Source organism: bacterium (assembly GCA_035691305.1).
Classification (GTDB): domain Bacteria; phylum Sysuimicrobiota; class Sysuimicrobiia; order Sysuimicrobiales; family Segetimicrobiaceae; genus DASSJF01.
On the sequence record DASSJF010000002.1, the window covers coordinates 1 to 20308 of the forward strand.

General features: G+C 71.7%; 16 protein-coding genes. 12 read left to right on the plus strand and 4 right to left on the minus strand.

Features of this window, described 5'->3' with window-relative positions:
• Together VFL28_00205 and VFL28_00210 are read right to left on the minus strand one after the other, a co-directional pair.
• A partial coding sequence (locus VFL28_00205) for a hydantoinase/oxoprolinase family protein (GenBank protein ID HET7263063.1) occupies positions 1 to 1642 on the minus strand: 1642 nt, incomplete at its 3' end.
• Entirely contained in the window at positions 1639 to 3405 is a 1767-nt protein-coding gene (locus VFL28_00210; protein HET7263064.1) for a hydantoinase B/oxoprolinase family protein, read from the minus strand. The genes VFL28_00205 and VFL28_00210, both read right to left, overlap by 4 nt.
• A gap of 212 nt (positions 3406 to 3617) precedes the next feature.
• On the opposite strand from VFL28_00210, the gene VFL28_00215 reads away from it, so the two are divergent.
• From VFL28_00215 to VFL28_00245, 7 genes are read left to right on the plus strand one after another with little or no spacing between them, the layout of a single operon-like run.
• Positions 3618 to 4112 carry a hypothetical protein gene (locus VFL28_00215; protein ID HET7263065.1) on the plus strand — a complete coding sequence of 165 codons (495 nt, stop codon included), beginning with the start codon at positions 3618 to 3620 and terminating at the stop codon, positions 4110 to 4112.
• Positions 4113 to 4141: 29 nt separating this feature from the next.
• The gene (locus VFL28_00220) at positions 4142 to 4849 is read left to right on the plus strand and encodes a response regulator transcription factor (GenBank protein HET7263066.1); all 708 of its coding nucleotides are present in this window, start codon (positions 4142 to 4144) and stop codon (positions 4847 to 4849) included.
• On the plus strand, positions 4842 to 6029 hold the full coding sequence (locus VFL28_00225; protein HET7263067.1) for a HAMP domain-containing sensor histidine kinase: 1188 nt from the start codon (positions 4842 to 4844) through the stop codon (positions 6027 to 6029). The genes VFL28_00220 and VFL28_00225 overlap by 8 nt, the downstream gene beginning before the upstream one ends.
• Positions 6026 to 7432 (plus strand): TolC family protein, encoded by a 1407-nt coding sequence (locus VFL28_00230; GenBank protein HET7263068.1) that lies wholly within the window; start codon positions 6026 to 6028, stop codon positions 7430 to 7432. The genes VFL28_00225 and VFL28_00230 overlap by 4 nt, the downstream gene beginning before the upstream one ends.
• Entirely contained in the window at positions 7429 to 8988 is a 1560-nt protein-coding gene (locus tag VFL28_00235; GenBank protein ID HET7263069.1) for an efflux RND transporter periplasmic adaptor subunit, read from the plus strand. Before VFL28_00230 ends, VFL28_00235 begins: the two co-directional genes overlap by 4 nt.
• Positions 8988 to 9779, plus strand: coding sequence for an ABC transporter ATP-binding protein (locus VFL28_00240; protein ID HET7263070.1), 792 nt, complete (start codon positions 8988 to 8990; stop codon positions 9777 to 9779). Before VFL28_00235 ends, VFL28_00240 begins: the two co-directional genes overlap by 1 nt.
• Positions 9776 to 10993: an ABC transporter permease gene (locus VFL28_00245; GenBank protein ID HET7263071.1), complete on the plus strand. Its 1218-nt coding sequence runs from the start codon at positions 9776 to 9778 to the stop codon at positions 10991 to 10993. The genes VFL28_00240 and VFL28_00245 overlap by 4 nt, the downstream gene beginning before the upstream one ends.
• Before the next feature lie 3 nt (positions 10994 to 10996).
• Here VFL28_00245 and VFL28_00250 read toward each other — a convergent pair whose 3' ends face one another.
• Positions 10997 to 11467 carry a GNAT family N-acetyltransferase gene (locus tag VFL28_00250; GenBank protein HET7263072.1) on the minus strand — a complete coding sequence of 157 codons (471 nt, stop codon included), beginning with the start codon at positions 11465 to 11467 and terminating at the stop codon, positions 10997 to 10999.
• A 151-nt stretch (positions 11468 to 11618) separates the two neighbouring features.
• Between VFL28_00250 and VFL28_00255 the strand changes: the two genes are divergently transcribed.
• Genes VFL28_00255 through VFL28_00270 form a run of 4 tightly spaced genes read left to right on the plus strand, consistent with a single transcriptional unit; the run spans position 11619 to position 16666 of the window.
• The gene (locus VFL28_00255; protein ID HET7263073.1) at positions 11619 to 13229 is read left to right on the plus strand and encodes a thiamine pyrophosphate-binding protein; all 1611 of its coding nucleotides are present in this window, start codon (positions 11619 to 11621) and stop codon (positions 13227 to 13229) included.
• Positions 13230 to 13251: 22 nt separating this feature from the next.
• Positions 13252 to 14832: an ABC transporter substrate-binding protein gene (locus tag VFL28_00260; protein ID HET7263074.1), complete on the plus strand. Its 1581-nt coding sequence runs from the start codon at positions 13252 to 13254 to the stop codon at positions 14830 to 14832.
• 18 nt (positions 14833 to 14850) lie between these two features.
• Positions 14851 to 15771: an ABC transporter permease gene (locus tag VFL28_00265; protein HET7263075.1), complete on the plus strand. Its 921-nt coding sequence runs from the start codon at positions 14851 to 14853 to the stop codon at positions 15769 to 15771.
• Positions 15764 to 16666, plus strand: a complete 903-nt coding sequence (locus VFL28_00270) for an ABC transporter permease (protein HET7263076.1) — start codon at positions 15764 to 15766, stop codon at positions 16664 to 16666. The genes VFL28_00265 and VFL28_00270 overlap by 8 nt, the downstream gene beginning before the upstream one ends.
• Positions 16667 to 16741: 75 nt before the next feature.
• On the opposite strand, the gene VFL28_00275 is transcribed toward VFL28_00270, so the two are convergent.
• Complete coding sequence (locus VFL28_00275) at positions 16742 to 18412, minus strand: M28 family peptidase (protein HET7263077.1); 1671 nt, start codon at positions 18410 to 18412, stop codon at positions 16742 to 16744.
• 143 nt (positions 18413 to 18555) lie between these two features.
• Between VFL28_00275 and VFL28_00280 the strand changes: the two genes are divergently transcribed.
• Positions 18556 to 20304: a M28 family peptidase gene (locus tag VFL28_00280; GenBank protein ID HET7263078.1), complete on the plus strand. Its 1749-nt coding sequence runs from the start codon at positions 18556 to 18558 to the stop codon at positions 20302 to 20304.
• Positions 20305 to 20308: the final 4 nt, after the last annotated feature.

Here is a 20308-nt window from a genome sequence, read left to right on the forward strand (position 1 = left end):
CTGCCCCGCCCGCCGGCGCCGACCCCGCCACCGCCGACCCGGCCGACGCCGCGACGGCCGGCGCGAGGCGGCCCCGCCCCTCGCGCTCCATCTCCGCGAACAGCTTGCGCAGCCGGCCAGCGCCAACTCTGTGAATCTCGCCGACGTGCGTCCGCACCACGTTGTAGCGGAGGTCCGCGGCCAGCATGCCCCACGCCGACAGCACCGGCGCCTGGCGCGGCACGACGACCCGGCCGATGTCGAGCATCGCCGCCACGGCCGTCGCGTGCAGCCCGGCCGCGCCGCCGAACGCCAGCAGCGCAAAGCGCCGGGGATCGATGCCCCGGCGTACAGACACGACCCGGATGCCTTCCGCCATCGCGGTGTTGACGACGTCGTAGATGCCGCGCGCCGCGTCGATCGTCGTGCTGCCGAAGCGGCCCGCGATCGCGTCCACCGCCCCGTGCGCCGCCGCCGCATCGAGCCGCCGGCGCCCGCCCCAGAACGTCTCCGGATCGAGATAGCCGAGCACGACGTTCGCGTCGGTGACCGTGGCGCCGGTGCCGCCTCGCCCATAGCACGCCGGGCCGGGCTCCGCGCCCGCGCTCTCCGGGCCGACGTGCAGGATGCCGCCCGCGTCCACGCGCGCGAGCGAGCCGCCGCCGGCGCCGAGGGTGTGGATGTCGACGCTCGGCATCGCGAGCGTGTGGCCGCTGACGCGGCGGTCGCCGGTCACCCGCGGCCGCCCGTCCTCCAAGAGCGCGATGTCCGTGCTGGTGCCGCCCATGTCGAAGGTAATCAGGTCGCCGTCGCCGAGGAGGCGCGCCGCGTAGCCGCCGCCGGCTACCCCGCCCGCCGGCCCCGAGAGGATCGCGCCCGCGGCGAGCCGCGCCGCTTCCGAGATCGACGCGACGCCGCCGTGCGACTGCATCACGAACACGTGGCGCCGGTACCCCGCCGCGCGGAGGCGCGATCTCAGCCGCGTCAGGTAGCGCTCGAGGGCCGGGCCGACGTAGGCGTTGATGACCGTCGCGCAGACGCGTTCGTACTCCTTGATCTGCGGCAGCACGTCCCACGACGGTGACACGTAGGCCCGCGGAAGGCGCCGCCGCACCGCGTCTCGCGTCGCCAGCTCGTGGCGGGGGTTGCGGTAACCGTGCAGGTAGCAGATCGCGACCGAGTCCACGCCGGCGCGCTCGAGCGCGCGGATCGAGCGGTCGAGCGAAGGCCGCGCGAGCGGCACGGCGACGGTGCCGTCCGCGCGCGTGCGCTCCCGGACGCCGAGCCGAAGCGCCCGCGGCACGAGCGGGACCGGCGGCGGCATCCGCAGATTGTACCGGTCCGGTTTCAGGCCTTCGCGCATCTCCAGGACGTCGCGATGGCCTTCCGTGGTCAGCAGGCCCACCTTCGCACCGCGCCGTTCCAGCAGGGCGTTCGTCGCGACCGTTGTGCCGTGGACGATCTGCGACGTGGCGGCGAGCAGCGCGCGGGAATCGACGCCGAGGCGTTCCGCGAGGGTCTGGATCGCGTCGAGCACGCCGACGGACGGATCGGCCGGGGTAGAGGCGGCCTTCGCGAGCGTGACGGCGCCTGCGCCGTCCACGCAGACGGCGTCCGTGAAGGTCCCGCCGACGTCGATGCCGATTCGGTAGGACGCGCTCACCGGCTCGTCCTGCGCGCGCGGCGCCTCTTTGGCAGGCGAGCCTTTCGCACGCGGGGTTCCTGCGCACGGCCCCGCCTCGACACGAAGCCGTTGTCGATGTCGGCCGCCCGCGCCGCGGCGTCACGGTACCTGGACGGCCCATAGCCGCCGCCTCCGGAAGACTCGACCAGGAACAGGTCGCCCGGCTGAACCGGGATGCCAACCTCCTTTGTCCGCAGGATGCGCGTCCGGCCCTTCGAGATGAGCCGGTACCGATGCACCGCGCCGTCGCGGCCGCCGAACAGGCCGTAGGGCGCGTGCCGGACGCCGTCGCCCGCGGTGTTCGCCACGGCCGGTGCGGCGGTCTCCGCGCGCATCGCGAGCTCCGCGCCCACGCCGCCGCGAAACTGCCCGTCGCCGCCGGAGTCCGTCCGGAACTCGTGGCGCTCCATGACGAGCGGAAAACGAACCTCGGTCACCTCCACGCTGCCGAACTTGAGCCCGCCCGCGGCTTGGCCTTCGCCGGCCGTCGCCCAGCCGTCGCCCGCGGCGGAGGCGCCGCCGCCCGGCCGCGCGTGGAACATGTGCCAGATGAACGGCCGGCCGCTGCGCGGATCCGTGCCCCGGATCGCGATCCGGAACCGGCGGCCCCATCCGGCGATCGCGCGCTCAGGACAGGCCGGGGCGAGGGCCTTGAGCACCGACTCCGCGATCTCCTGGCCGCAGTGGTTCGTGCAGAGCGTGACGGGCGCCGGCGGGCGCGGATGGACGATCGTGCCTTCCGTCGTCAGCACCGTGACCGGCCGGAAGGTCCCGTCGTTCTTCGGAATGTCGGCGTCGATCAGGTACGCGACCGCCATGTGCACCGCGGACATCGTGTTCGGCAGCGAGGAATTGACGAAACCCGTGACCTGCGCGTGGCTGCGCCGCAGGTCGACCGTCAGCGCGTCTCCCCGTTTCGTGACGACCGCCCGCACCGCGATGTCTGTTGCGCCGTGCCCGTCGTCGTCGAGCACCGACTCGCCGGCGTAGACGCCGTCTTTCCACGGCCGGATGCAGGCGCGCGTGCGCCGTTCCGTGCCGTCGAGGACCTCGCGCAGCGCGTCGAGCAGCGTCTCGACCCCGTACTCTTCCGCGAGCCGGTGCAGCCGCCGCTCGCCGAGCCGCGCGGACCCCATCGAGGCGCGGAGGTCGCCGAGGAAGTCGCGGGAGTGGCGAACGTTCGTCGCCACCATGTTCAGGACGTCGTCCCGCTCGGTCCCCGCGTCGTACAGCTTGAGCGGCGGCACCCGCAGGCCTTCCTGCCAGATCTCGGTGGCGGCCGCATTATAGCTGCCGTGCGTCGCCCCGCCGATGTCGCTCTGGTGCGCGCGGTTGATTGCCCAGCAGATGAGCCGACGGTCCGCCCGGCCCGCCGTCCCGTTCCCGGCCGGTGCCGCAAAAACCGGCAGGACGACCGTCAGGTCCGGCAGGTGGCTGCCGCCGCAGTACGGGTCGTTGACCAGGTAGAGATCGCCGGGCCGGATCCGGCCCCGGAAGAATTCGAGCACCGACCGCACCGACCAGGGAAGTGCGCCGACGTGGATCGGCACGTGTTCGGCCTGGGCGAGCAGACGTCCGTCCGCGCCGCAGAGGGCGGTAGAGAAGTCGCGGCTGGAGTTCAGGATCTGGGAGTAGGCGGTGCGGAGCATCGCCTCGCCCATCTCCGCGACGATGGCCGTGAGGCGGTGTTGGACCACGGAAACCGTGATGCGATCGGGGGGGACACGGCCGGTTTCGGGCACGTCCACCGGCTTCGATGCGGCCCCAGGCGGGTCCCCCGGCCGGCCGGGACTCTGGAACAGGCCCTGGAGGTCCCTAGACGGTGTTCACAACAGCCCTACGAGACCTTCACAATTCACATATCCGCCCGGGATACATTGAAGGCGGTCGGTTCGCTAAGTAAGCGGTTAATAAGTAAGCGGTTAAATTGAAGGGAATGCTAAGGAGGCAGCAGATGCGCCACCGTTTGATCGTACGCCTCTCGATGGTCGCAGGCGTTGTGGTGCTTGCCGGCGTACTTGGCGGCGGGGCCGTGCCTGGCTTCGGCAACATGGCGCTGGCCCAACACGCCCCGCTGTTGACGGCGCAGGGTGCGCCTACGCCGGGCACGCCCGGCAATCCGGGGACGGCTCCAGGCTACGGGTCCGGGGCGCCCGGCTATCCGGGATACGGGTCCGGCTCTGGCCGCGGGTTCGGCCCGGGCCGTATGATGTATGGCGGCGGGCGCGGATTCGGCCGGCGCCCCGGCATCGCCGCCGGCGTGTTCGTCCTGATGGCCCTCCTGAGGTTCTTGCTCCTGGCCTCGCTCCTCGTGATCGCGTGGAAGGTGATCACGCTGCGTTCGCTGTGGGGCCGTCCCGACGCCGCCGTGCAGGCCGTCCGCGAGCGCTTCGCCCGCGGCGAGATCAACGAGGAAGAATATCGGAAGCGGCTGGTGGTCCTGTCATGACGGCCGCCGCCCCTAGGGGATTGAAAGCCGTGCCGACCGTCCTGGTCGTAGATGACGAATTGCAGATCGTCGAGCTGCTGCGCACCTATCTGGAGCGCGAAGGGTTTGGCGTCGCCGTGGCGGCCGACGGGGAGGCCGCGCTCAAGGAGCACGAGCGCGTGCGTCCCGACCTCGTGATCCTCGACCTCATGCTGCCGAAGCTCGACGGCCGGGAGGTGTGCCGCCGCATCCGGGAGCGCGCCCGCACGCCGATCATCATGCTGACCGCGCGCGACGAGGAGTCCGACAAACTGCTCGGCCTGGAGCTCGGCGCGGACGACTACATCACGAAGCCCTTCAGCCCCCGCGAGGTTGTCGCGCGCGTGCGCGCGGTTCTGAGGAGGGGCAGCCACGAGACCCCGGAGGTACTCCGGCTCGGGGAGATGATCATCGACCTGCGCGGCCACCAGGTGACGCTCGCGGGGCGGCCGATCGATCTCACGCCGACAGAGTTCCGGATGCTCGAGACGCTGGCGAGCCATCCCAACCAGGTTTTCACGCGGATGCAGCTGATCGATCGCGTCCACGGCCACGCCTTCGAAGGCTACGAGCGCACGGTCGACGCGCACATCAAGAACCTCCGGAGCAAGATCGAACATGACCCCCGCAACCCGCGTTTTATCCTTACCGTCTACGGGGTGGGCTACAAGTTCCAGCGCCCGGAGGACGACCGGCGGCAGCAGGCCGCGCATGCGTAGTCTCAGCACGCGGCTGAGCGTCGCGGTCATCGCGGTCGCCGTGCTGACGACCGTGCTTTCCGCGACGTTCAGCTCGTACCAGGCGCGGCAGACCTTCCGCCAGTACGTCGAGCGGCGGGAGGCGCCGGCGCCGGGCGGCACTGTGGCCCCCGCGCCGGGCGAGCGGCCGGCCAACGTCGCGCCGCAACCGCCCGACCGCCAGCGGCGGCGTCCGCTCGGCCCGCGCGAGATCCTGTTCGAGAGTCGTTTCCGCAACGCCATTTGGGGCGGTACGGGCATTGCGGTGCTCCTCGGTCTTCTCGTCACGTTGTGGCTGACGCGCCGGCTGGTGCGTCCGATTACCGACCTGACGGTCGCGGCGCGCGTGATCGCCCGCGGCGGGACGCCGCCCGCGGTGCCGGTGCGAGGCCAGGACGAGGTCGCGGAACTGGCGCGCGCCTTCAATAGAATGACGGAACGCCTCGCAGCCGATGAGGAGCAGCGGCGCCGCCTCTTTGCCGGCGTGGCGCACGAGTTGCGCACACCGCTGTCCGTCATCCAGGGCACGCTCGAAGGTGTGCTCGATCGTGTGATCGAGCCGACGCCGGAGCGGATCGCGACCCTGCACAGCCAGACGCTCCTGCTCGCGCGGCTCATCACGGACCTGCGCGATCTGTCGCTCGCGCAGGCCGGACAGCTGCAGTTGAGCCTGAAAAAGATCGACGCCGGCCGCGTGGTGCGCGAGACGCTGGAGGCCGTTTCGCCGCTCGCGGAAGAGCGCGGCGTCGCGCTGCGTACGGACGTCCCGCAGCGGCTGCCGCGCATCGACGCCGATCCGGACCGCCTGCGCCAGATCGTGCAGAACCTGGTCGAGAACGCGGTCCGCTTCACGCCCCAGGGCGGCGAAGTCCGGGTGGCCATGGGCGAGGACGATGTCGGGGTGCGGCTCCAGGTGTCGGATACCGGGGTCGGCATCGCGGCGGCGGACCTGCCGCACATCTTCCGGCACTTCTACCGAGCGGACCAGTCGCGGGCGCGCACCAGCGGCGGCACGGGATTGGGACTGGCGATCGTCAAGTCGCTCGTCGAGGCGCACGGCGGCCGGGTGTCCGTCGACAGCGCCGTCGGATCCGGCAGCACGTTCACGGTTACGTTCCCGAGGCGGCAGGAGGCCGCCGCGGTAGAGGAGGCTGTAGTATGAGAGGTCTGGTCCGTCAACTCGCCGTGCTTGTCCTCGCGCTCGCGATGAGCGCGGCGACGTTCATGGCGCCGCGGCCCGGTGCGGCACAGGCGCCGCCGGCACCGCCCGCATCTCCGGCGCCCGCGGCCCCTGCCGCGCCCTCGACGGCGCAGAGCTACACGCTGGCCCAGGCGGTGCAGACGACGATTACGCACAACCCGCAGATCGTCGCGGCGCAACAGACGCTCGAGGCGGCGCAGCAGAGCGTGGCGCTGGCCAAGGCGGGCTACGCGCCGACCGTGTCGCTCACCGGCAACGGCTCGTACGGCACGACCAATTCATCGAACTCTACCTTCACGTCGGCGCCGCTTCCCAGCGTGGGCGCGAGCGGCACCGCGACGGTCGCCGGCAACGTGACGCTGTTCGACAACGGGCGCACGGCGGCGCTCGTCGGAACCGCCGAAGCGACGGTCTCGTCCGCGCGGGCGGCGCTGCGGCAGACGGAGCAGGATCTCGCGCTGCAGGCGGCCACGCAGTTCTTCACGATTCTCGGAAACGAAGGCGTCGCGCAGGCACAGCAGCAGTCCCTGGCGCAGGCGCAGGCGCAGCTCGAGCTCGTTCAGGCGCAGGTGCGCGCGGGGGTGGCGCCGCAGGCCGACGTGATCCAGGCGCAGGCCCAGGTCGCGCAGGCCCAGGTCGCCGCGCTCAACGCGAACGCGCAGATCTTGACGGCCAAGGCCAACCTCGCCAGCACCATGGGCATCGATACGACGGCGCCGATCGAAGCGTCGCGCCCGACACCGTCCGTGCCGCAGGTATCCGTGACCGGGGATCAGGTGATCTCCGCCGCGCTCGCGAACCGGCCGGAGATCGCGAAGGCGAACGCGGCGGTGCAGTCGGCGCAGGCGGGGCTCGCGACCGCCTACGTGAACGCCGGGCCCCAGGTGAACATCGGGCTCGGCGCCGGCTACACGCCGTACAGCACCGCACCCGCACTCAACAACTCGTCGTCGTACGGCCTCACCGGCTCGATCAGCTTGCCGCTCTTCGACGCGGGCCGCGGCCGGGACGAGATCTCCGCCGCGCAGGCGACGCTCAAGGGCGCGCAGGCGTCGCTTGCCTCGCAGATCCTCGCGATCCGGCAAGACGCCTATCAGTCGTACCTCGGCGCGCTGCAGGCGGCCGCCAACGTGACGGCGACCCAGGCGGCCAAGACCGCGGCCGACCAGGCGTTCAGCGTGGCGCAGGGGCAGTACCGCGCCGGCGTCGGGACCGTCATCGCGGTGATTCAGGCGCAGACGACGGCGACGCAGGCGGACGTCAACGCCGCGTCCGCGCAGTTTCAGTTTGAATCCGCGCTCGTGACGCTGCGGCACGCGGAGGGCGCACCCGTCGTGGCAGGCGTGGGGGGAGGTTCGCAATGAGATTTTTCCGCTGGTTCACCGTCCGGCGGATCATCGCGCTGGCCGTCGTCGCCGCGCTCGCCGCGGGCGGCATCGTCGCAGTGCAGCGGCTCGGGCAGCGGCGCACCGCCGTCCGCTACATCGCCCGGCCGGTGCAGTATGCCGACATTTCGTCGACCGTGACGGAGACCGGCACGGTGAACCCGGTGGATCAGATCCAGGTCGGGACCCAGGTGTCCGGCACGATCGCGACGCTCGGCGCCGACTACAACTCGCGCGTCAAGAAGGGCCAGGTGCTCGCCACCCTCGATCCGACGTCGTTCCAGTCCGCGGTTGAACAGCAGAGCGCCGCGCTCGCGGCCGCGCAGTCGACCGCAGCCGCGTCGCAGAGCGGCATCGCGCAGGCTCGGGCCGGGGTGCAGACGGCGCAGGCCAACTACGAACAGCAGCTCGCAAATTTGCGGAACGCCCAGGCCGGCGTGACGAAGGCGCGCAGCCAGCTCGCCCTCGCGCAGACGACCGTGAAGCGCGACCAGCAGCTGCTTGCGCAGGGCTACATCGCGCAGAGCCAGATGGACACGGATCGGACGGCCGCGCAGACGGCACAGGACGATCTCGCCGCCGCGCAGGCGGCGGTCGGCGCGGCGCAGGCGCAGGTGGCCTCGAGCCTGTCGTCGGTGCGCAGCGCTCAGCAGGCCGTGCAGACCGCGAGCGCCCAGGCCGGGACCTCCGGGCACCAGGTGCAGTCCGCCTCCGCGCAGCTGCAGACGGCACAGTACAATCTCTCCCGCACCATCATCACGAGTCCGGTCGACGGCGTGGTCATGGCGCGCAACGTGAGCGTCGGCCAGACCGTGGCCGCGTCGCTGCAGACGCCCACGCTGTTCACGATCGCGTCCAACTTGAAGGACATGCAGGTGGACACCTCGGTCGATGAGGCCGACGTGGGCACCGTCCGGCAGGGCAACGCCGCGACGATCACCGTCACGGCCTATCCCAACGTCACGTTCAACGGCACCGTGAAGCAGGTCCGCGTCAACCCGACGGTCGTGTCGAACGTGGTGACCTACGATGCGGTCGTCGCGGTCCACGATGATTCCGGCCGGCTCTTTCCCGGCATGACGGCGCAGGTGACGATCAGCACCGAGACGCGCACGCATGTACTTGCGATCCCGCTGCAGGCGTTGCTCTTCCGTCCCCTCCAGCAGGGCGCGCGGCCGACCACCACGGGCGGCGGCGCGCCTTCCGGCGGCCCGTTAGGCGGCGTCGGATTCGTGGGGTCCGGCGGCGGTGCCGCGGCCGCGCCCGTCGCCGGCGCGCCCGGCTCTACCGTTACCGTGTGGCTGCTGCGCACCAATCAGCCGTCGCCGGTTCGCATCGTCATCGGCGTGTCAGACAATAAGAACGTGGAGGTCCGGTCCGGACTCCAGGAAGGCGACCGCGTGATCGTCGCCGCCGTGCGCGGCAATCGCCGGCCGGGGCAAGGCGGAAGCGGCCGGCAAGGCGGCGGTCAGGGCGCGCCCGGCGGGAGCGGCGGAACGAGGCCGAGCAGCACGCCGTCGAGCGGGAACCCGTAATGGCGATCCGGCGCACCCTGCCGACTCATTCGGACCTTCTCATCGAGGTCCGCGACATGACGAAGGTGTACGGCGCCGGTGACATGGCGGTCCACGCGCTGCGCGGCGTGAGTCTCGACGTGCGGCGCGGAGAGTTCGTGGCGATCATGGGCCCGTCGGGCTCCGGCAAGTCCACGTTCATGCACCTGCTCGGCTGCCTGGACCGGCCGACGTCCGGATCGTACAAGCTTGCCGGCCAGGAGGTCTCGCGCCTCACCGCGGACGAGCTCGCCGTGGTGCGCAGCAAACAGATCGGCTTCGTCTTCCAGAGCTTCAACCTGCTCGCCCGGACCAGCGCGCTCGAGAACGTCGAGCTGCCGATGCTCTACGCCGGGATCCTGCGCGAAACACGCGACGCGAGGGCCAAGGAGCTGTTGGAGAGCGTGGGGCTGGGCAACCGGCTCGACCACAAGCCGAGCGAGCTCTCCGGCGGGCAGCAGCAGCGCGTCGCGATCGCCCGCGCGCTGGCGAACGGCGCGCCGCTCCTGATGGCGGACGAGCCGACGGGGAACCTCGACAGCAAGAGCAGCGCGGAGATCATGACGCTGTTCCGGCGGCTCAACGACCAGCGGGGACTGACCGTCCTGGTCGTCACGCACGATATCAACACCGCGGCGTGGTCGAAGCGGGTGGTGACCTTCCGCGACGGCCTCATTCTCTCCGACCGGCCCATGACCGAAGCGATCCCGGAGTCCGTGCGCGCCGTCGTCGACCAGGCGCCCGCGGCCGCCGGGCCGGAGGTCCGCGTATGAGCCTCGGGCTGCTGCTCCGCGTCGCCTGGCAGGCGCTCCGCCGAAACGCGACGCGTTCGCTGCTGACGATGCTCGGCATCATCATCGGCGTCGGCGCCGTGATCACCTCGATGGCGATCGGATCCGGCGCGCAGGCCGCCGTGCTCGCGCAGATCGAGAGCCTCGGCGCCAACCTGGTCGTGGTCATCCCGGGCGCGCAGAGCACGGGCGGCGTCAACCTGGGGGGCGGGAGCCGGACCACACTCAAGCTCGACGATGCGACGGCGGTCGCGAACGAAGTGCCGTCCGTCGGCTCGGCGGCGCCGCAGTCGTCGACCGGCGCGCAGGTGGTCGCGGGCGGAGCCAACTGGTTCACGTCGATTCAGGGCAGCACACCCTCGTGGACCGACGTTCGCAACTGGCAGGTGGCCACCGGACGCTTCTTCGACCAGACCGAGGTCACCCAGGAAGCGAAAGTGGCCGTCCTCGGCTCGACGGTCGCGCAGAACCTCTTCCCGAGCGGCTCGCCGGTCGGCGCGACGGTGGTCATCAAGAACGTGCCCTTCCGTGTGCTCGGCGTGATGACGTCCAAAGGGCAGTCGGGGTTTGGCCGCGACCAGGACGACTTCGTGATCGTGCCGATCACGACGCTGCTCGATCGCCTGACGGGTCAGGCGTACGTCGGGCAGATTCTCGTTTCGGCCGGCACCCCCGAGGACGTCCCGGGGGTGATCGACGCGACCGAGCGGCTGCTTCGGCTGCGACACCATCTCACGGCCGCCCAACCCGACGACTTCTCGGTGCGCAACATCGCCGACATCCAGCAGGTCCGGCTCGCCACCTCGCAGACCCAGGCGCTGCTGCTCGCCGGCATCGCGGTCGTCTCGCTCGTCGTCGGCGGCATCGGCATCATGAACATCATGCTCGTGTCGGTCACCGAGCGGACGCGGGAGATCGGACTGCGCATGGCGGTCGGCGCGCGCGGCCACGACATCCTGATGCAGTTCCTCGTCGAGGCGCTGACGCTGGCCTGCCTCGGCGGGCTGATGGGAATCATCATGGGGGTCGCGACGGCCCAGGGCGCCTCGGTGATGGCGCACTGGCCGACGCTCGTTTCGCCGATGTCGATCGTGCTCGGCTTCGTCTCGTCGCTTGCGGTCGGAGTGGTCTTCGGCTTCTACCCGGCGCAGCGCGCCGCCGCGCTCGATCCGATCGTGGCCCTGCGGTACGAGTAGGACTTAGAGCGCCTTGCGGAAGTGTACGCACCGGTCGACGACGGCGTAGCCCAACGCCTCGTGGGCCCGCTGGGAGAGGTCGTTGTCGATCCACGTGTCGGAGGCCATCTCCACGCACCCCCGGCCGCGCGCCCACTGCTCGGCGGCGGCGACGAGCCGGCGGCCGATGCCTTGACGCCGGTGCGGGGCGGCGACGTACCAGCCTTCGATGTAGCCCACGGCGCGTGCGGGATCGCAGCCCTCCGCGTGTGACCGCAGGCCGACTTCCAAGAATCCCACGAGCGGGCGGCCGGGCGCCTCGGCCACGAGGACGGCGAGCGGCATCGTGAGTTGAGCGCTGCCGTCGACGATCGCCGCAAGTTGCCGCGCGTGCTCGTCGACGGAGGCGGACGGCCACAGCGCCTCGCGCATCTTCGCCAACCCGGCGACATCCGACTGCCTGGCGAACCTGACGGCGACCCCGGCCGGTGCCATCCACCTCACCTCATGTTCGGCACACAATCGTCTTTCTTACTATAACGAGGGCGGACCGCGGAGAGGGAGAATCTCCCAACGGACATTACATGGCGCCGTCCACGGGCCCTTCGATCGGCACCGACTCAACGCTCGGGACGGGAGGAACGAATTGGCTACGAACGCCGAGGCCATCGCCGCGGTGCTGGCGGACGCCGGCATCGACCACGCTTTCGGACTGCCGGGCGGCGAGATCACCGTGCTCATCGAGGCGTGCCGCCGCGCGGGCATCCGATTCTACCTCACGGGCCACGAGGCAAGCGCCGCGTTTATGGCGGATGTGACCGGCCAGATCACCGGACGCCCCGGCGTCTGCATGGCGACGCTCGGACCCGGCGCGATGAACCTCGGCCTCGGGGTCGCGAACGCGCTGCTCGACCGCTCGCCGGTCGTGGCGATCACCGCAGACCTCTCCACCGCGATCGCACCGCATTTCCCGCACCAGCGCCTTCCGCTCGGGCGGCTCTTCGGCGCCATCGCCAAGGCGAGCGCCACCGTGGACGGCCGGGGGACCGGCGACCTCGCGCGCCGCGCGATCGCCCTCGCCGCGAGCGCGCCTCCCGGCCCGGTGCACCTTGCGCTGCCGAGCAACCTCGCCCCGGCCGCGGAGTCCGCCGGCGCGGCCTCCGATCTCGCGCTCCTGCATCCGGGCGGTACGCCGTCTCCGGGCGCGGCCGAGAATTCGGCGCCGGCCCTCGCCGAAGCCCGGGACCTGCTCGGCGGCGCGGAGCGCCCGCTCATCGTGGTCGGCCTCGGCTGTACCCCGGCCGACGCGCCGGCGCTGCGCGCGTTTGCGGACCGTACGGGATGGCCCTTCATCGTGACGCCGAAAGCAAAAGGCATGTTACCCGAAGACGGGCCCGGGTTCCTCGGCGTGGTCGGCGGGATGGCGATCGACGGCGCCGTGATGGAGACGGTCGAGCAGGCCGATGTCCTGCTGGGCGTGGGCTTCGATCCCGTCGAGTGCGACAAGGACTGGTACGTCCGGAGCCGGATCGTGAACCTCTCGCGCGCTTCTACGGCCGAGGGCGCGTACCGGCCGGTCGAACCGCTCGGCGGCATCGCCGAGTCCCTCGCCGCCCTCGGCGGCGTTCGCCCCCGCCGCTGGTCCGAGTCCGTGCTGGCCGCCGCCCGCGCGCGGATTCGCCCCGAGCCGCTCGCCTTCCCGGACCCCGCGGGGATCAGCCCGCTCGCCGCGCTGCGCGCGCTGCGCGACGCCGCGCCGCACGACACGGTGCTCACGTGCGACGTGGGCTCGCACAAGTACTACTGCGGGCAGTTCTGGACGTCGTACGAGCCGCAGACGTTCTTCATGTCGAACGGACTCTCCGGCATGGGATACGGCGTACCGGCGGCGATCGCGGCCAAGCTGGAGCTCCGCGGGCGCCCCGTGCTCGCCGTGACCGGCGACGGCGGCCTCTCGATGATGCTGCACAACCTGACGTTCCTTCGTCAGTACGAGGTCGCGGTGACGATCGTCTGCTTCGTCGACGCGAGCCTCAGCCTGATCCGCGTCGGGCAGCGCCGCCGGGGCTTCGACCCGTACGGCGTCGATTTTCCGCCGCCCCGGTTCGAGGAGATCGCGCGCGGGTTCGGGATCGAGGGCGTGCGCGCCGAGTCCACGGATGCGCTGCGCCGCGCGGTCGCCGCGGCGTTGGGGTCCGGCCGCCCCGCGGTCATCACCGTGCCGATCGACGGCCGGGAATACAATACCTACTGCTGAGATGCGCGAGGAGGGGGCGGCGATGAAGCGGTTGCGGCGTCGGGAGCTGTTGAGAGAGGGCGCGCTGCGGTCCGCGGCGGCCGCGGTCGTCGTGGGGTCGGCGCCGTTGGCGATTCTCGGGGCGCCCCGGCGCGCGTCGGCCGCGGTGCCGAGGGAGCAGACCTTCGTCGTCGCCGACGGCACCGAACCCAACAGCCTCGAGCCCGCGGTCGGCACCGGCCCGTTCCAGGCGATCATGAACGCGATGTACGACGGCTTGGTGACCTGGAACAACAAGGGGCAGGTCGTGCCGGCGCTCGCCACCTCGTGGAAGGCGAGCGCCGACGGCCGGAGCTGGACGTTTGGGCTGAGGCCCGGGGTCAGGTTTCATGACGGCACGCCCTTCAACGCCGAGGCGGTCCGCGCGACGTTCGACCGGATCTTCGACAAGAGCGTGCCCGCGACGCGCCGCGGCAACTACCTCCTGATCAAAGAAGTCGCCGCGGTCGACGACCGCACGGTCCGCTTCACAACGGACCCGCCGAATCCGGATTTTCCGCTCTTGATGGCGGACGTCTCGGCGAAGATCATCAGCCCCGCGGCCGTCAAGCAGTACGGCCAGGACTTCGGCCGCCACCCCGTGGGAACGGGGCCGTTCAAGTTCGAGGAGTGGATCCCGAACGATCACGTCTCGGCCGCGGCCAACCCGGACTACTGGGGCCCCAAGCCGCGCGTGCGCCGCATCGTCTACCGGCCGATTCCGGAGCCGGCCGCGCGGGTGGTGGTGTTGAAGACCGGCGAGGCCGACGCCGTGCTCAACCTGCCGCCGGCAGACGTGCCGGCGCTCCGGCAGACGTCGGGCCTTTACCTGCGCGCGGAACCGAGCCAGACGATCGCCGAGCTCGAGACGGCCGACACGAAACCGCCGTTCTCCGATGTGCGGGTGCGCCGGGCGCTCAACATCGCAATCGACAAGGACGCGATCATCAAGGGCATCATGAAGGGCTTCGCCCGGCCGCTCAACAGTCCGGGCGTGCCGGGGCTGTGGGGCAGCTTCGATTTTCCGCCGTTCCACTACGATCCCGAGCGCGCGAAGCGCATGCTTGCCGAGGCCGGCTACGGTTCCGGCATGCGCGTGACCGTGAATCTCACCAGCGGCCGGTGGGCCGGCGATACGCAGGTCGTGCAGGCCGTGCAGGGCTACTGGGCCAACGTCGGGGTGCAGATGACGATCCGCGAGATGGCGTTCGCCGATCTGCTGGCGTTCAGCTCCTCCGACCCGGACAACCGTCCCGGCACCGCGACCTGTCTGCTGAAGGGCAGCCCCTACATCGACTATCACCTCTACCGGATGTACGACTCCGCGGCCACGAACGTCCCCGCGACGCAGCAGCGGACGGGCTACGCCAACCCGAAGGTCGATGCGCTGATCGCGGCGGAGCGCCGCACGTTCGACCCGGAGAAGCGCCTGCCGATCCTCAAGGAGGCGCAGCGCCTGGTCTGGGACGACCAGCCGATCGTGTACCTGCTGCAGCTCGTCAACATCTGGGGCGCGCGGAACGGGACGTCGGGCTTCACCGTGCTGCCGACCGGTGAGTTCGTGCCGGGCCGGCTCGCGCGCTGAGGGCGGCCGCCCGGCGCGATGCTCCGCCACATCGCGGAGCGCCTGCTGTGGGCCGTCCCGGTCCTGCTCGGCGTTTCGCTCATCGTCTTCGGCATCCTGAAGGCGATTCCGGGTGACGCGGCGGCGGTGATGGCCGGCGCCGACGCGACGGCCGCGGACGTGCAGGCGATCCGCGTAGCACTCGGGTTGGATCAGCCCGTCTACGTGCAGTACGCCCGCTGGCTCGGGCGGTTCGTGCGGTTCGACCTCGGCCGTTCCGCCGTGACCCGGCGCCCGGTCGCCTACGAGATCGCAACACGCGTCGGCCCGACCGCCGAGCTTGCCGCGGCGGCGATGGCGTTCGCGGCCGCGGCCGGGCTCACCGCGGGCATCACGTCCGCCACCCACCAGCACTCCGCGTGGGACGCCGCCGCGTCCGTCGCGACCGCGCTCGGCATCTCGGTGCCGATCTTCTGGCTCGGCCTCATGCTGATGATGCTGTTCTCGGTGTCGCTGCGCTGGCTGCCGAGCACCGGCGCCGGCACGGCGGCCCAGCTGGTCCTGCCGGCGCTGACCCTCGGCGCGGCGACGGCGGCGACGGTCGCGCGCCAGGCCCGCGCCGCGATGCTGGACGTGCTGCGCCAGGACTACCTCCGCACGGCGCTGGCGAAGGGCGTCGCGCGCGGGACGCTCGTGCTGCGCCACGCGTTCCGCAACGCCGTCATCCCGATCGTCACCGTGCTCGGCCTGCAGCTCGGGTACCTGCTGGCCGGCACCGTGCTGACGGAGACCGTGTTCGCCCGCCCCGGCCTCGGCCGCCTTGTCGTGGACGCGATCCGCACCAGGGACATCGCGGTCGTGCAGGCTACCGTGATGTTGTTCTCCGTCACCTTCATCGCCGTCAACCTGGCCGTCGATCTGCTGTACGCCTACCTCGACCCGAGGATCCGCTTTGACTGAACAGGCGGTTTCCGGCCGTCCCCGATTCGCGCCCGCCGCGCGCGCGGCCGCGGCGCCGGCGAGTCCGTGGGTCCGCGCGGCGCGCAGCTTCTTCCGCCGGCCGGCGGCGGTGGCGGGGCTCGCGGTGCTGGTGCTGGCGGTCGTGGTCTCCGCGGCGGCGCCGTGGCTCTCCCCGCACCCGCCCAATCTCGTCGACGTCGCCAACCCCGGAGCGCCGCCGTCGTGGACGCACCCGCTCGGCACCGACGAGCTCGGCCGGGATATCACGAGCCGGCTGCTGTGGGGCGGGCGCAACACGCTGCTGATCACGCTCGGCGCGGTCGCGCTCGCGTTCATCGCGGGCTCCGCGCTCGGCGTCGTCGCCGGGTATTACGGCGGGTTCGGCAGCACGGTGATCATGCGCGCCATGGACGTCCTGCTGGCGATCCCGGGGTTTCTCCTGGCCGTGGCGGTGATCGCCGCGCTCGGCGTGGGGATGGGCAACGTGATCGTCGCGATCGGCATCAACTCGATCCCGCCGTTCGCGCGCATCGCGCGCGGGTCGACGCTGCTCGCGCGGCAGGAGGTCTATGTGCAGGCGGCGCAGGCGCTCGGCGCCGGCGAAGGGACGGTCATGATGCGGCACATCTTCCCGAACATCCTCTCGCCGCTCGTTGTGCAGTCGACGCTGCGCCTCGCGACCGCGATCCTCACGGCCTCCGGGCTGAGCTTCCTCGGCCTCGGCGTGCAGCCGCCGGCCGCGGAGTGGGGCGCCATGCTGAGCGTCGGCCGCAACTACATCACGAGCAGCCCGCAGCTCGCCGTCATTCCCGGCATGGCGATCCTCGTCGTGACGCTGGCGTTCAACGTGGTCGGGGACGCCGTGCGGGACGCGCTCGATCCCCGCGAGCTGTAAAGGCAGCCCGCCGCGCGGCCGGTGGGGTTGGGGAACACGGCGGCGGGGCGGCCGCTCACGTACGACGGGGGAGGCCTAGCCCAGCCGCTCGAGGCACGCCTCGACGTGCCGGCACGCTTCCTGGATCGCAGCGGTGACCGCGTTGCGCCCGCGCACGAGGTCCACGCGCAGGAACTTCGCCTCGTCACCGCCGGCCGGCAGCGCGGCGAGGCGTCTCACCGCGGCCAGTCGCGGCAGAAACGGCGTTTCGAGCGCCGGGTCGTGCGCGAACGGCCCCGTGGAAGTGTAGATCGCCGGGATCAGCGCGCGCCCCACCTGCCGCAGACAGGTGTTGATCGACCGCGCGGCGGCCCCGCCTTTGACGTCCACGGCCGCCCGGGTCAACCGGTCGCACAACGCCTCCAGCCGGGCCGCGGCCGCGGGAGCCGGGGCCAGGTCGAAATCGGGTGCCGCCTGCTGCAGCTCCTCGAGGCTCTTCCGGAGGTCGCGCGCCGCCGCGCCGTAGTCGAGCGGGAGGACCGGATCTTCGAGAAGGCTTGAGATCGCCCGCACGAAGACCCTGGTGTCGCGCACGAGCCGGGCCGGATCGATTTTGTCGAGCGTGTCGTGCGGTGTGTGCCACCACCAGCCGAGGCTGCCGTCCGTTTGGTGCGAGACCGAGCCGAGCAGCGACGGCACGCCGGCCCCGAGGAACGACTGGTCGGAGTTGCGGCCCACGCGCTTGGCGTCGAGGATCGCGTTCGCGGCCTCTTTCACGGCCCGGATGCCGAGCGGCGCGGTCTCGGGCATCGAGTTGGTTGCGAACGTGTCCGCGTCGACGCCGCCGAGCGAATCGACGTTGACGTGACAGACGCAGCGCTCGGCGAGCTCGGCCCAGTTTGCGTCGGCGTACCACGCCGACGATGAATAGCGGCCGTGCGAGTGCCCCGACCAAAACGCGAGCCGCAGCCCCCGCCGGAACCCGGCGCGGTCCGGCGCGAGCACACGCGCCACCTCGAGCATCGCGGCGTTCGCGCTGCCGTTGTCCATCGCGCCGAGGTACCAGCCGTCGAGGTGGCCGGAGAACAGCACGAACGTCCCGTCCGCCTCGGCGTGGCCCGCCGCGAGATCGCCGATCACGATCGGCGTCCGGGTCCACCCGGTCTCGACCTCCGCGGTGAATTGGATCTCGATCCGGCCGCGCGCGCAGAGGGCGCGCAGCGCTTCGCCGTCCGCCTTGTCCACGGAGAGCAGGTGCACCCGCGGCAGCGCGCCCACCGTGCCCTCCGACGGGTTGCCCCAGATCGGCGAGCAGCACATCTCGTGGGCCACGCGGCCGCTGATGCAGACGATCCCAAGGACGCCGGCCCGGGTCGCGTTGACCGCGTGCGCCGGGGTGGCCCGGCCCTCGACGAGGGCCACCTTACCGGTTGCGCCCGCCGTCGCGTACTCCTCCGCGGAGCCCTTGCCCGCGTACACGAGTTCCGCGGCGACGGCGTGCCCGCCGGTCGGAACGCCCATCGAATGGGTGATGCACGGCAGGTTGCGCGATTCGGGCGCGGTGACCCGCAGCGAGGCCGCGCGCGGCAGGCTGATGTAGGCGTCATGCACGATCGTCTGCGCCGCGAAACCGAACGCGCGCAGCCGGTCCTCCACGTAGGCCGCGGCCTCGCGCTCGTCCTGCGAGCCGGAGAGGCGGGTCCATCGGGCGATCGTGCGGTTGAACTCGGTGAGTTGGGCCTGCGAAACGGAGTCGAGGGCGGTCACGGTCTCCTCCTTGCGCGGGATCTCCCCCGCGTCGGGGACGCGGGCTTCGCCGGCCGAGGGCTCTGGCCGGGCGTGGCGCTCTTCGACGCGACGCCAGGGACGCCTCCCGCGGGCTTCGAAGTGCAGAGCCGGAGGTGAGGTCCTTGGCGGCTCCTCTGGAAACGGCGGCCGCGGCGGTCCGGCCGGACCGGCTCGCCGGCCATCTCGAGTGGTTCGCGGGCGTGCGGCGCGACACGGGCGGGCCCGGCGAGGGCCGGGCGGCCGAGTACATCGCCGGGCAACTGCGCGACGCAGGCGTGCCTGTCGAAGTGCACGAGTTCGACGCGTTCCTCAGTTATCCGATCCGGGCGACGCTCCAGGTGCTGGAACCGGAGCGGCTCACGCTCCCGTGCCTCACGCACTCGTTCGCGCGCTCCACCGGTCCGGACGGCATCGTCGCGGAGCTCGTCGAGGTCGGAGACGGCCGCGTGGAGCAGGGCGCGGGACGCGCGGCGCTCGTCAACGGCCTGTCGACGCCGGTGACGGTGCTGCGCGCGAGCCGGGCCGGGTGCGCCGCGGTGGTGTTCAGCAACCAGGATCGCGTGATCCACAATATGATCGGCACGACGATCTGGGGCACCCCCGACCTCGATCAGGTCGACCGGCTGCCGCAGTGCCCCGCGGTCTCGGTGGACGTCGAGGGTGGCCGCGCGCTGCGCGGCCTGCTCGGGCGCGGCGGTCCGGTGCGCGTCCGGATCGCGGCGGAGGTCAAGACGGAGTGGCTGCGGTCGCTGCTGCCGGAGGCGACGATTCCGGGCACCGGCGCCGGCGGCGCCGACCCGGAGCAGTTCGTGCTGGCCGGCGCGCATTATTGTTCCTGGAATGTCGGGATCACCGACAATGCGGTGGGGGACGCGTGCCTGCTGGAGGCGGCGCGTCTGCTCTGGGAACACCGCGCGGGGCTCGCCCGCGGCGTCCGGGTCTGCTGGTGGCCGGGCCACTCGCACGGCCGGTACAGCGGCTCGACGTGGTACGCGGACACCCGGTTCTTCGAGCTCGCCGACCGATGCCTCGCCTACTACAATGTCGACTCGCCGGGCGTGCGCGGCGCCACGCGGTACGTCGCGCGCAACACGACCGCGGACATCGAACGGTTTGCAAAGGCGATGATCACGCGCACGGTGGGCGCGACGGATCCGCCGGCCCACCGCCCGGCGCGGGCGGCCGACCAGTCGTTTCTGCCCAACGGCGTCTCGTCGTTTTCGATCTACCCGTTCCTGCCCGAAGACCACCCGGACTTTCGCGGATGGACGGGCGGGTCGGCCAACGCCTGGTGGTGGCACACGGACTTCGACACGCTCGAAAAGGCGGACTCGGCGGTCCTCGCGACCGACACGCGTATCGCGGTGACGGCGGTCGGCGAGCTCGCGAACGCGCGCGTGTTGCCGCTCTCGCCGGGCGACACGGGCGAGGAGATCCGGAAGGCCGTGTCGGACCTGCAGCCCGGGCTCGGGACCCATCTCGATCTGCGGCCGCTCGTCGCCGACGCCGACGCGTTCATCGCGGCCGCGCGGAGTCTCGACGAGGCGCGAGACCGTCCCGGCGCCCCGCTCTCGACGCGGCGCCTCAACACGGCGCTCCTGCGCCTCAGCCGGATCCTGAACCCGGTCGTCTACAGTCGCCGCGGGCGGTTCTTCCACGACCCGGCGGAGTGGTCGCCGATCATGCGGGCGAGCGGGCGCTACGTGCTGCCGGGCCTCACGCCGGCCGCGGCGCTGCCGTCTCTCGCGGGCACCCGCGATTACGGATTCCTGCGCGCGCAGCTGCGGCGCGAGTGCAACCGCATCCGCGCGGCGCTGCGCGAAGGAACCGGGCTGGCGGCCGGCGTCGCCGAGCGGCTCGGCCGGACCTAGCGCC